The following is a 13,050-nucleotide window of genomic DNA, read 5'->3' as shown; positions in this document are numbered from 1 at the left end:
TTTTAGTGATTGAGGATAATAAATATATAAGGTTTTGCAACGCTGAACTATCACAAACTATTATTCTGAAAAATAAGGAGGGCAAGACATGAGTATGACAAAAAATGAAACGGCTGTTTTGAAAAATTTTATTAACGGTGAATGGGTGAGTGCAAACAGCGGGCAAACACTAGATGTGCCGAATCCTGCCACAAATGAAGTACTCACAAAAGTTCCGGTTTCATCGAAAGAGGACGTCAATCTTGCTGTTGCAGCGGCAAAGGAATCATTTAATAAGTGGAAAAACGTCCCTGTTCCAAAGCGTGCGAGGATCCTATTTAAGTATCACTACCTGTTAACCGAAAACCATGAGGAATTGGCGAGGCTGATTGTTCAAGAAAATGGAAAGGCTTACAAAGAAGCGTATGGGGAAGTGCAGCGCGGGATCGAGTGTGTCGAGTTCGCTTCCGGTGCACCAACTTTAATGATGGGAGAAACGTTATCAGGAATTGCAGAAGAAATCGATTCCGAAATGTTCCGTTATCCATTGGGGGTTGTTGGCGGGATTACACCGTTCAATTTTCCGATGATGGTGCCGCTTTGGATGTTCCCGCTAGCCATAGCCTGTGGAAATACGTTTGTGTTAAAGCCGTCTGAACGGACGCCGATTTTGGCTAATAGATTAGCAGAGTTGTTTATGGAAGCTGGAGCACCAAAAGGAATATTAAATGTCGTTCACGGTGCACATGATGTCGTGAATGGTTTACTAGAACACACGGATATTGCGGCGATATCCTTTGTCGGTTCCCAGCCGGTTGCTAAGTATGTATATGAGCGGGCAGCTGCGAAAGGAAAACGGGTTCAAGCTCTTTCTGGTGCGAAAAATCATCATATTGTCATGCCTGATGCCGATATGGATAAAGCTGTCCAACATATTATTAGCTCCACATTTGGAAGCGCAGGGCAGCGCTGTATGGCCTGCAGCGCCGTAGTGGTTGTTGGTGATAATGAACCGTTTGTCGCAGCGTTAAAGAAGAAAGCAGATGAATTAATCATCGGGAATGGAATGGATGATGAGGTTTTGTTAACTCCAGTCATTCGCAAGGAACACCGTGATAAGGTCCTTGGCTACATTGAAAAAGGGGTAGAGGAAGGCGCAGATTTAATCAGGGATGGACGAAGGGAGATGGATGAGCTTCCAGAAGGGAATTTCTTAGGGCCAACGATTTTTGATCATGTTACCCCTGAAATGACAATTGCTAAGGACGAAATCTTTGCGCCGGTATTAAGTTTGCTTCGTGCGAATAATCTTGATGAAGGATTAGAATTTATCCGCAAATCAAGGTATGGAAACGGTGCTACTATTTATACAAACAACGCCAAAGCTGTCCGTCAATTCAGAGAAGAGGCAGATGCAGGTATGTTGGGGATTAACGTCGGTGTGCCGGCAACAATGGCGTTCTTCCCATTCTCGGGCTGGAAGGACTCCTTCTATGGCGACCTCCACGTAAATGGCAAAGACGGTTTGAATTTCTACACCCGAAAAAAAATGATCACCTCACGATTTGACGCATAGTAATAGTGGAAAAATGATTTATGGTGTCAGGCACCATTACTAATATTGGAGGGATGGTTATGGTTCAAACGGGTCGTCCACATGAAATGTTATTGGAGCAGGATGATCAGTATGTTTGGCATTCGATGAAGCCTTATAACCCGAAAGCGACGATTGTTGCGACAAAGGCAGAGGGTTCATGGGTGACGGATGCCGATGGGAAACGCTATTTAGATGCGATGGCAGGCCTATGGTGTGTGAATGTTGGGTACGGTAGAACCGAACTTGCAGATGCAGCCTATGAGCAATTGAAAGAGATGGCCTATTTCCCGCTATCACAAAGTCATGTTCCTGCTATTAAACTAGCAGAAAAGTTAAATGAATTGCTTGGTGAAGAGTATGTCATCTTTTTCTCAAACAGTGGTTCTGAGGCAAATGAAACTGCTTTTAAAATCGTAAGACAATATCATCAGCAGAAGGGTGAACATAACCGCTACAAAATCGTCTCACGCTACCGTGCCTACCACGGCAATTCAATGGGAGCTTTGGCGGCAACAGGGCAGGCGCAACGAAAATACAAGTATGAGCCGCTCGCACCAGGGTTTATTCACGTCTCGCCACCCGACTCCTATCGTGATGATATAAATGTTGCCGATCCGAAGGAACTGTCTTCGGTAAAAGAAATTGATCGGACGATGACGTGGGAGCTAAGTGAAACAATTGCTGCGATGATCATGGAGCCAATCATTACCGGAGGCGGCGTACTCGTTCCGCCTGAGGGCTATATGAAGGCAGCAAAAGAGGTGTGTGAAAAACATGGTGCCCTCCTGATTGTTGATGAAGTAATTTGCGGTTTCGGCCGTACGGGCAAGCCATTTGGCTTTATGAACTACGGCGTGAAGCCGGATATCATCACAATGGCAAAGGGGATTACCAGTGCCTATTTGCCACTATCGGCTACAGCAGTTCGCAAAGACATTTATGAAGCGTTCAAAGGTACGGAGGAGTATGATTACTTCCGGCATGTTAATACGTTTGGTGGAAATCCTGCTGCCTGTGCCTTAGCATTGAAAAATCTTGAAATTATGGAAAAGGAAAAGTTATTCGAGCGTTCCAGAGATTTGGGGGAACAGTTACTGAACGACTTAACGAACTTGCTCCAGGATCATCCATATGTCGGAAACGTTCGTGGGAAGGGATTATTAGTTGGGATAGAATTAGTGAAGGATAAGACTACAAAGGAACCATTGGATACAGGACTTGTTAATCAAGTTATCGCCAGCTGTAAGCAGGAAGGTATTATTATAGGAAAAAATGGAGCAACGGTAGCCGGTTACAATAATGTGTTAACCCTGGCACCGCCGTTAAATATCGAACAGAAGGACTTACAATTTATCATTAAAACGTTAACAGAATCACTTAATAAAATTCTATAGTTTTTAAAAAGGAACACTTGCAATCTTTCATTTTGTATTTTGTGAGTGTTCTTTTTTAATACTCAAATTGAACCGTATCTTCCTTATAGCTGATGTATCAATTTAAATGTTTTTAAACTATTAAACTTAAGCATTCATTGCTGTATCGCAGTGGGTGCTTTTTTTGTGTCCATTAATTTGGAATAATAATACTCACATGCTATAGTAACTTCATCAGATCTAATCTATTTAAAGCTTCTGTAAAATCTACGTTGACAGTGTCTGTTTGGTGAGACAAAAGAGGAAAACGGGCACTGTGGGAGGATGACAGTGCCGTTATCGACCAAAAAAGTTGATGGGCATTCAACATTACATAAAAAAAAAGCAAACATTGTCTTTATAAAAGGATGAGATTCATGACAAGTACAGGAACATACATAAAAGAATGGCAGCAGGCACTTAATATTGAAATCTCCTATTTAAAAAAGTTCGGAAGTAACAGGTTCATTGTTTCAAATGGGAGGTTACTATCGAGTGATGGCTCATTTACCTACTATTTTGATATCGCCTATTCATTACGAATTCCGGTTGGAGCTACAATTCGAATTGAATGGGGCGGCTTAAAACAAAGTGGACGTGTGCTTTCATCTGAAGGCAAAGGTGTAATAATTGCCCTCGAACAATCATTTGGTGACTTAATTTCAGAGGCAGCCCTGTTTCATGATCCATGGGAGCTGCTTGAACAATTGATCCAACGATTAGATGACATCAAAAAAAATAAACAGAAACGGTTACGGGTGAAAAAATTGATAGATCCCTCGATGCCAGCGAAGCATCCAGCTGAAAAAAGTAAAAGCAATGTTCACGAATTAGTGTTACGGTCAAAATACAATCCCGTTTCCTTTGTCTGGGGTCCACCAGGAACAGGTAAAACGTATACACTTGCTCGTGTTGCGGCAAATAAGTATTTTCAAGAAAAGCGGGTGTTGATTTTATCGCATAGTAACCAAGCGGTCGATGTCTTAATTAGTGAAATTTCGGCGTTCATTAACAAGAAAGACCGCTATCGTGAAGGGGATGTCCTTCGCTACGGATTCAATACTGGAGAACTCATAGCTGGTCATGAAGCGATTACCACAACCCAGCTGCTTGAGAAACAAGACCCTCATCTAGCTAAAGATAAAGAGAAATTTTTAGAGGAAAGACGAAATATAAAACAGGATTTAGTACGTTCTTTTAGCAAAAGGGACACGAATCATTTGCTTGAGCTAGAAACAAAGATTGCTAGAGTGCTCGAAAAAATTCGCCAAAGGGAAATTCAATTTGTGAAAAATGCATTTATTGTCGGGACAACACTGGCTAAAGCTGCGAGTGACCCGGCGATTTTTGAAAAGGAATTTGACCTAGTTATCCTAGATGAAGCCAGTATGGCTTATGTTCCACAGGCCGCATTTGCTGCATCACTCGGAAAACGCGTCATTATTTGCGGTGATTTTAGGCAATTACCGCCAATTGCGTCTTCAAGGGATCCTTTAGTAAACGTGTGGTTGAAGGAGGATATCTTTCATAGAGCAGGTGTCGTTGATTGGGTTAACGACGGCAAGCTTCATCCACATCTATTTTTATTAAAAGAACAACGGAGAATGCATCCAGATATCTCTGCCTTTACCAATCAATACATCTACCATTCACTCGTTGGTGATCATGAAAGTGTTTGGAAGAGCAGAAAGAAAATCGTAGAAAAAGCACCTTTTCCTAACCGTGCATCCGTTCTAGTAGATACAAGCTTTACTGGAGCCGTTTGTTTGACTGATCGGACATCGCATTCGAGGATGAATCTTTGGCAAGCGTTATTGTCGTTTCAACTCATTCATGAATCATACGTAAGCGGCTTAAGATCGATTGGTTATGTGACACCATATCGGGCACAAGCTAATTTAATGGAACTTATACTCGAGGATGTGTACGAAAAAGAATGCCTAACAGCTGATATTATCGCCGCGACCGTTCATAGGTTTCAAGGCAGTGAGCGGGATGTTATGGTTTTTGATACCGTTGAAAGTGAGCCCCAAACGCGCGCAGGCATGCTCTTAACAGGCAAGGATAGCGAACGATTGATCAATGTTGCAATAACAAGGACAAAAGGCAAGTTTATTCATGTCAGCAATCAATCATTTATTCGCAAGCATGTTTATAATGGAAAAACACTTAAACAGCTAGTGGAGCACCAGGAAAGGAATCAGCAAACAGTTGGAACAAGGGAAATTGGAGCATGGATTAACAATCAACACCCGAGATTACAATGGATGCATGCACTTAAGCTAGAAAAAGTATTCCGGGATATTAAAACGGCAACGTCATCGATCGTCATTTCCCTTCCAGAGACTACTAAATTAACGGAAAATTGGAAGGAAAAACTCAAAAATCGGAATAATAGAGTAAAATTAATCGTAATATCTCAAAAGGAAATATCAGAGTTACAACCTGATCAATGGCTAAGCGAAGGCATGTCATTTCCATTCATCATCATTGACGAGCGGCTTGTTTGGCTGGGGCTTCCAATTGAAGGTGTTAGAGGTGTTCGGCCGCCTTTTATCGCAGCAAGACTTGATTCGCAGAAGGTTTCTGAATACCTTTTTAGTCAATTTTTAATGAAAGAGTAGAAATCGCAGGGCTTTCTCTGCCATTTCTACTTTTTTTGCTTTTAACATGTTTTTGCATTCTAACCCCTTTTTAAAACGAGGTATTAGATTATTTTTAGGTAAGATAATGTTTCTATCAGTGAAATTTGAGGTTTTATCGGCAAATCTATGAAGTTTATCAGCGAATCCGTCTTAAACCCGGCATGAAAATCATATAAATGGAAATGATAAATCTGTTAGTTGTGGTAAAAGAAAATTTCAAGAAAAGGGAGATTAAAATAATGACAAACGTAAAACTAGCGGTCATTTATTACAGCATGGGTGGAACGAATTATCAGCTTTCACAATGGGCTGCAGAGGGTGCAAAAGAAGCAGGTGCAGAGGTGAAGGTTTTAAAGGTTCCTGAGCTTGCACCTCAATCCGTAATTGAAGGAAATCCTGGCTGGAAAGCTCATGTTGAAGCGACTGCCCATGTCCCTGAGGTAAAATTGGAGGATTTAGAGTGGGCTGACGCCATTATTTTCAGCGTTCCAACCCGTTTCGGGAATATGCCAGCGCAAATGAAGCAATTCCTCGATACGACAGGAGGTCTTTGGTTTAACGGCAAGCTAGTGAACAAAGTGGTGAGTGCAATGTCTTCAGCCCAAAATCCTCATGGGGGACAAGAGGCTACTATCTTATCACTTTACACTTCTATGTACCATTGGGGAGCAATTGTTGCAGCACCAGGTTATACAGATCCAATTATTTTCAGTTCAGGAGGAAATCCATACGGGACAAGTGTAACCGTGGGGCAAGATGGAAAAATGATTGAAGATGTGCAAGCGACTGTTAAACACCAGGCAAAGCGTACGGTTACTGTGGCTGAATGGGTGAAAAATGCGAATCAATAATAGGGAAAGAGCTAATTGGGACAACCCAGTTGGCTTTTTTAATGGAAATTTTCAAAAAAACTCTATTGACTTTTCCTTGTTTTCTATGGATAATCAAAGAAATTATTAAATTGAAAATGGTAAGGGACTAGTAAATTATTGGAATGTGTTAGAGAGTGAAACCCAAAGGCTGAAAGGTTTCTCACGGGAAGATGTTTGAACCTGCCCTCAAATACCGCTTATGCAAACATAAGCCGTTATCCCACGTTACGGGTTCGAGCGGATGCTTAGCATCAATGAAGGTGGTACCACGGAAACGATTTTTCCGTCCTTTTTAAGGACATAAGAATCGTTTTTTTTTATTTTTAAGGTTCTATTAAAGATAAATTTTTAACAAAGCGTCATTCTCTTGCTAAAACAACAATGAAATGAATAGCCATTTTATAAAGAGAGGTTCGAAAGGATATGAAAAAACAGCTTGTGGTTGTGAAGATTGGGAGCAGCTCACTTACAAATACGTCGGGGACGATTTCTGACGAGAAAATGCGTGATCATGTGGAGGCACTTGCTTTTCTAAAAGCCGAGGGACATGAGGTCATTCTGATTTCATCCGGTGCTGTTGCGGCAGGATTTGGCTCACTTGGATATCCCACACGACCAAAAAGTACAGCCGGGAAACAGGCGGCAGCGGCAGTCGGGCAAGGGCTATTAATGCAACATTATAATCAGCTGTTTCAAGAGTTTGATATGGTGCCTGCGCAAATACTATTAACTCGTGAAGATTTTTACAGCCAGTTGCGGTTTCAAAACCTATATTCTACAATCCATGAGCTGCTTCAAAGAGGTGTTGTGCCGATTATTAATGAAAATGATTCTGTTTCGATTGATGAATTGACCTTCGGCGATAACGATTTGCTGTCATCTCTCGTCAGCGGTTTTTTACATGCAAATGCCCTGATTATTTTAACAGATATTAATGGGCTTTATGATGGCAATCCGAATGTGTCAAAAGAGGCCAAAAAATTTAATTTTATCTCGGAGGTTTCGGAGGAGCTGCTTGCTGTTGCTGGTGAAAGCGGGTCTTCTGTAGGTACTGGCGGCATGAAGTCGAAATTACTCGCAGCTAAAAAAGCATTATCCCTCGGTGTAAGCGTCTTTGTCGGAACTGGGACCGGTAAGGAAAAACTGGCGGATATTTTAGCTGGTAAAGGGGATGGGACTTATATAGGCGGCCCATTCCAAACGCAAATGCAAATGAGAAAGCAATGGATTGCGTATCATTCTCATGTAGGAGGCGTAATCGAAATCGATGATGGTGCCGAAAAAGCAATTCTATTTCAAGGTAAAAGTTTACTGCCGGTAGGGGTCACGAATGTAATTGGAGAGTTTAATGCCCTAGATGTCGTAGTGGTTAAAAACCAAAAGGGGAAAACGGTTGGAAAAGGGCAAATTTATTATTCCTCTAAGGATTTATTAACGGTAAAGGGTTTACCGAGTGAACAATCGAAATGTTATTCCATTAACAAGAAAGCAGAAGTGATTCATCGTGATAATTGGGTCACTATGCCAAAGGAAGGAGCTTAAGAATGAGTGAGTTGATAGAAAAATCCAGAAAACTAAAACAAGCAGCAAAGCAGCTGGGGGTGCTTTCAGCTGTTGAGAAAAACGATGCTTTAGCAAAGGTTGCCGACCATTTATTGACAGATAAAGAGTGGATTTTAAGTGAAAATGCAAAGGATATTGAAGCAGGGAAAGAAAACGGACTTTCCCCGTCTCTTTTGGATCGTTTGCTTTTAACGGATGAGAGAATCGAACAAATTGTCGATGGGGTTCGTCAATTAATTCATTTAGAGGATCCAGTTGGTGAAACAATCGAAGCATGGAAACAGCCTAATGGGTTACAAATTGAAACGGTTCGGGTACCACTTGGGGTTATCGGAATGGTATACGAAGCTCGTCCAAATGTGACGGTTGATGCCGGATGTCTTTGTTTAAAAGCGGGAAATGCAGTTCTTTTACGAGGAAGTTCATCAGCGATTTATTCTAATAAAGCACTTGTTCACGTTATGCGCGAGGCACTTGCTGGGACGGCAATTCCAAAGGATTCTGTCCAGCTTCTGGAAGATACAACACGTGAAACAGCTGCAGAAATGTTTAAATTGAACCAGTACTTAGATGTTCTGATCCCTCGCGGTGGTGCAGGGTTGATTCAATCTGTCATTCAAAATGCTACCGTTCCTGTTTTAGAAACAGGCGTAGGCAACTGTCATTTGTTTATTGATGAAACAGCAAAAAAAGATATGGCAATTGAAATTGCGATTAATGCGAAGTTACATCGACCATCTGTTTGCAATGCAGCAGAAACTTTGCTTCTTCATGAAAATTGGCCGTTTGTTACTGAGCTTTTACATGTGCTTCATGATAAAGGGGTTGAGCTGCGTGGAAGTAAAGAATTAGCTTCTTCCTATTCGTTTGTCAAACAAGCAAAAGAAGATGATTGGCACACTGAATTTTTAGCTCCGATTCTAGCAGTGAAACTAGTAAACAATGTGAGAGAAGCAATTGATCACATTGACCAATATGGAACTAAGCATTCAGAAGCAATTATTAGTGAAGATAAAGAAAATGTCAGCTTATTTTTCAAGGCAGTAGATGCTGCGGTACTTTATCATAATGCTTCGACGCGGTTTACAGATGGTGAGCAGTTTGGCTATGGTGCGGAAATTGGTATTAGCACGCAAAAACTGCATGCCCGTGGGCCAATGGGTCTAAAGGCATTAACGACTACAAAATCAATTGTACGGGGTACAGGTCAGGTTCGATATTAAAATTTGAGTTTAGCGCTGAAAATGCGCTTTTTTTTTGCATTTTTTTATGGCTAAGATATTTTTGATTGTTTAATAGAAATATTTTTTCTTGTTGGTTCTACACGGCATTGTGGGTGAAAATCTATGAAAAAGTCAACGTAGAGAGGTTCTACGTGGACATTCCGGGCGAAAATCCGTGAAAAAGTCAACGTAGAGAGGATCTACGTGGACATTACGGGAGAAAATCTATGAAAAAGTCTACGTAGAGAAGTTCTACGTGGAAATTACGGGTGAAAAACCATGAAAAAGTCAACGTAGAGGGGTTCTACATGGACATTACGGGCGAAAATCTATGAAAAAGTCTACGTAGAGAAGTTCTACGTGGACATTACGGGAGAAAATCTATAAAAAAGTCTACGTAAAGTAGTTCTACATGGACATTACGAGCGAAAATCCATGAAAAAGCCTACATAGAAAGCCTAAACTTCTCAAATATTAAATCAACCAAAATATATACCCAAGTTTCTGTTATAATGAATATACAAACATATATTCTCTTAGTAAGTTGGTGGATTAGTGTCAAAAGACGTTCATATTTCCGTTCGAACCCTTGTTGAACATGTGTATAAATGCGGCAGTATAGATTCTCGTTTCCGATCCCAATCGACGCTAATAGATGGGACGAGGATTCACCAAAAAATCCAGAAAACTTATCATGATGGTGATCAAAAAGAGGTTTATCTGAGTACTGAAATTACATACGATGGCCTCAAATATATCATTGATGGCAGATGTGATGGGCTTTTATTTGATAATGGCATGGTAACAATAGATGAAATTAAGTCTTTCACTCAACCGCTTGATCAATTGGAGGGAGAGGGTTCCCCTGTTCACTGGGCCCAGGCAAAAATGTATGCCTATATATATGCAAAAGATAATTCACTTCCGGAAATCCTTGTCCAGCTAACATATGTCCATGTTGAAACGGAAGGTAAGAGATATTTTAAAAAGAACTACTCACTTTCAGACTTAGAGACATTTGTTTTTAAGGTGATTGAAGGTTATACCCCATATGCCAAGCTGCAGTATGAGCATCGAGTCAAACGAAATGAAAGTTGTAAAGCGCTGGTTTTCCCATTTGATACGTATCGGGCGGGACAGCGGAATTTGGCCGGGGGTGTTTATAAAACCATTAAAGATGGAAAAAATCTATTCGCCAAAGCACCCACAGGAATTGGCAAGACGATTTCTACTCTTTTTCCAGCGGTGAAAGCGATCGGCGAAGGTCAGGCGAACCGAATTTTCTATCTTACCGCAAAAACGATTACCCGAACGACGGCGGAGGAGGCATTTGCACGCATGCGTTCCTGCGGTCTATGTCTAAATGCCGTCACCATAACGGCAAAAGACAAGGTTTGTTTCAAGGATGAAACCAAATGCCAAAAGGATTATTGTGAGTTTGCCAATGGATATTTTGATCGGATTAATGATGCCATTCTGGATATTTTAACAAATGAGAACGGGATGACCCGTGAGGTGATCGAATCCTATGCCCGTAAGCATACCGTCTGCCCGTTTGAGTTTTCGCTTGACCTTTCCTATGCCGCTGATGCTGTAATTTGTGATTACAATTATATTTTTGACCCGCGGGTGTCGTTAAAGCGGCTAATAGAGGAGCAAAAGAAGGCCAGCGTCTTATTAGTGGACGAGGCACATAATCTGGTTGACCGCGGCAGGGAGATGTTCTCAGCCTCGTTAAATAAAGAGACGTTTCTTCAATTGAAAAAAGACTTTAAGGGCGTCGATAAGATGATTTTTCAGGCAGCTAGTAAGTTGAATTCTTGGTTCATTTCTTTGAAAAAAGAGAATGATAATAAAACTGAATTTGTCTTAGAGCTCCTAGATGAAGAGTTCTTAGAACAGCTCCTTCAATTTTCAAAGGATGCAGAACAAGTACTAAAAACAGAGACCTCCCAAAGTCTATTGGAAGCTTTTTTTATGGTGAATAACTTCTTAAAAATAGTCGAGCTTCTCGATGAACATTATGTAATCTACGTTGAGAAAAATAGAAACGATGTTATGGTTAAACTGTTTTGCATTGATCCATCGAAACTACTAAGGCAAAAGGGAAAAGGGTATCGCTCTAAGGTGTACTTTTCCGCAACGCTTTCGCCTTTACCCTATTATCAAGATATCCTTGGCGGAGAACAGGAGGATTATTTCCTTTCAATTCCGTCTCCATTCAGAGAAGAACAAATCGACGTCTGTATCAAACCATTGTCCACTCGCTTCAATGATCGCGAACGGACTAAGGATGAGATCGTGTCAATGGTACAATCGTTGATAAAAAAACGGCCAGGAAATTACCTGATCTTTTTCCCTTCTTATCAATACTTACTGTCCGTTTATGAGCAATTCAAGCAAGTTGATGAAGAAACCGATACATTAATTCAAACAACTGGGATGACGGAAGCAGAACGAGAGGAGTTTTTAGCAGCCTTTCAGCCTAATCAAGACGAAACCTTACTTGGATTTGCTGTTCTTGGTGGGATTTTTTCTGAAGGAGTCGATTTAATCGGTGATCGTTTAAATGGAGTGGTAGTCGTAGGGGTTGGTTTACCACAGCTTTGTTTTGAACGGAATCTTATAAAGGATCATTTTAATAATAAGGATAAGAATGGTTATGATTATGCATATTTGTTCCCTGGTATGAACAAGGTTTTACAAGCCGGTGGACGATTGATCCGCTCTGAAACAGATCATGGGACGATTGTACTTGTCGACGACCGTTTTTTACAAAAGCAGTATCAATTGCTCTTGCCTCAGGAATGGAATCACTTTACAATCATTTAAAAAATGGCTAATTATGTTTCGCTATATAATCGAAGTGCTTAAAAATTTGACTATTTAATCTAACTTTAATAAAATTAGATTAAACAGTCTAATTAGGGTGATTAAAAGTGCAAACAAAGGCTAATCCAATATCAATTTTTATATTAGATGTAAGTAATTCTTCGTCCGAAGGCATGGGAGATGAACTGACCGTTTATCTAGATGAAATGGTAAAATGGATCAATATTTGGACAAAAGAAATTGGGTCCACCAAAGTCAAACATCGATCAGGGGATGAAATTATCTTTGTTAGTGATGGTTATTCTACAGCTTATACCGTTGCATTTTTCATCAGCAGGATATGGAAATATCGTCAACACAAACCCTATTTTGGTTTGTCTTTTGGCGATATCGATCGACAACTAGTTGAAGTTGATATTGAAAAATGGATCCATCCATTGATTAAGCAGGCTAGATATGCAAATGATTTGTTAAAACAAGACCATAATAGGTCTCCCTTTAAATTTGAACTTGATCAATTTTATCATGGAGAGAATAGTACTCCTTTTGTATACAATCAATTTAGAAATGAATTTGAGTCTTTGTTCAATACCTTATTGCATTTGCAACATAATCTCATGAAAGAACAAACTTATATCCAGGAGCTCGTATGTTCCTTCTATCTTATAGTGCAACAGCAAAAAGCAATAGGAAAACTTCTTGGCAAAACACCACCTACCATTTCAAGTCATTTTAAAAAAGGAAAAAGTGAGGAAATCCTCCGTAGCTTTCATGAAATAATTAATATCCTAAATTCCTTGCAGGAAAAAGCTTATCCCGGAATAGTTGTTAACCCGAAAAATACAAGTGATATTCTAACCCAATCCATCAGAAATCATTTGAAAGAAAATATATATACACTGCTTGATTATTAGCATTAATCGAACA

The 13,050-nt window shown here is 40.3% G+C and carries 8 protein-coding genes; all 8 read left to right on the top strand.

The annotated features are described in order from the left end of the window. Positions 1-88: 88 nt before the first annotated feature. Positions 89-1,555 carry a CoA-acylating methylmalonate-semialdehyde dehydrogenase gene (locus QNH20_RS14470; RefSeq protein WP_283918707.1) on the top strand — a complete coding sequence of 489 codons (1,467 nt, stop codon included), beginning with the start codon at positions 89-91 and terminating at the stop codon, positions 1,553-1,555. A gap of 59 nt (positions 1,556-1,614) precedes the next feature. Further along, positions 1,615-2,970, top strand: a complete 1,356-nt coding sequence (locus QNH20_RS14465) for an aspartate aminotransferase family protein (protein WP_283918706.1) — start codon at positions 1,615-1,617, stop codon at positions 2,968-2,970. 395 nt (positions 2,971-3,365) lie between these two features. Next, on the top strand, positions 3,366-5,612 hold the full coding sequence (locus tag QNH20_RS14460) for an AAA domain-containing protein (RefSeq protein ID WP_283918705.1): 2,247 nt from the start codon (positions 3,366-3,368) through the stop codon (positions 5,610-5,612). A 260-nt stretch (positions 5,613-5,872) separates the two neighbouring features. Continuing rightward, positions 5,873-6,484, top strand: a complete 612-nt coding sequence (gene wrbA / locus QNH20_RS14455; protein WP_283918704.1) for an NAD(P)H:quinone oxidoreductase — start codon at positions 5,873-5,875, stop codon at positions 6,482-6,484. A gap of 444 nt (positions 6,485-6,928) precedes the next feature. After that, on the top strand, positions 6,929-8,047 hold the full coding sequence (gene proB / locus QNH20_RS14450; RefSeq protein ID WP_283918703.1) for a glutamate 5-kinase: 1,119 nt from the start codon (positions 6,929-6,931) through the stop codon (positions 8,045-8,047). 2 nt (positions 8,048-8,049) lie between these two features. Next, positions 8,050-9,291 carry a glutamate-5-semialdehyde dehydrogenase gene (locus tag QNH20_RS14445; RefSeq protein WP_283918702.1) on the top strand — a complete coding sequence of 414 codons (1,242 nt, stop codon included), beginning with the start codon at positions 8,050-8,052 and terminating at the stop codon, positions 9,289-9,291. Between the two features lie 555 nt (positions 9,292-9,846). Next, the gene (locus QNH20_RS14440) at positions 9,847-12,123 is read left to right on the top strand and encodes an ATP-dependent DNA helicase (protein WP_283918701.1); all 2,277 of its coding nucleotides are present in this window, start codon (positions 9,847-9,849) and stop codon (positions 12,121-12,123) included. A 107-nt stretch (positions 12,124-12,230) separates the two neighbouring features. Further along, positions 12,231-13,037: a hypothetical protein gene (locus QNH20_RS14435; RefSeq protein ID WP_283918700.1), complete on the top strand. Its 807-nt coding sequence runs from the start codon at positions 12,231-12,233 to the stop codon at positions 13,035-13,037. The last annotated feature ends 13 nt before the right edge of the window (positions 13,038-13,050 follow it).

Origin of the sequence: Neobacillus sp. WH10, assembly GCF_030123405.1 — a bacterium.
Lineage (GTDB): Bacteria > Bacillota > Bacilli > Bacillales > Cytobacillaceae > Neobacillus.
Note: the sequence above shows the minus strand (reverse complement) of the source record. Positions and strands in the feature narration are given on the sequence as shown.

Coding starts and splice junctions, on each gene's coding strand:
- proB (WP_283918703.1), top strand. CDS start 6,929: ATGAAAAAACAGCTTGTGGTTGTGAAGATTGGGAGCAGCTCACTTACA.
- QNH20_RS14460 (WP_283918705.1), top strand. CDS start 3,366: ATGACAAGTACAGGAACATACATAAAAGAATGGCAGCAGGCACTTAAT.
- QNH20_RS14445 (WP_283918702.1), top strand. CDS start 8,050: ATGAGTGAGTTGATAGAAAAATCCAGAAAACTAAAACAAGCAGCAAAG.
- QNH20_RS14470 (WP_283918707.1), top strand. CDS start 89: ATGAGTATGACAAAAAATGAAACGGCTGTTTTGAAAAATTTTATTAAC.
- QNH20_RS14465 (WP_283918706.1), top strand. CDS start 1,615: ATGGTTCAAACGGGTCGTCCACATGAAATGTTATTGGAGCAGGATGAT.
- wrbA (WP_283918704.1), top strand. CDS start 5,873: ATGACAAACGTAAAACTAGCGGTCATTTATTACAGCATGGGTGGAACG.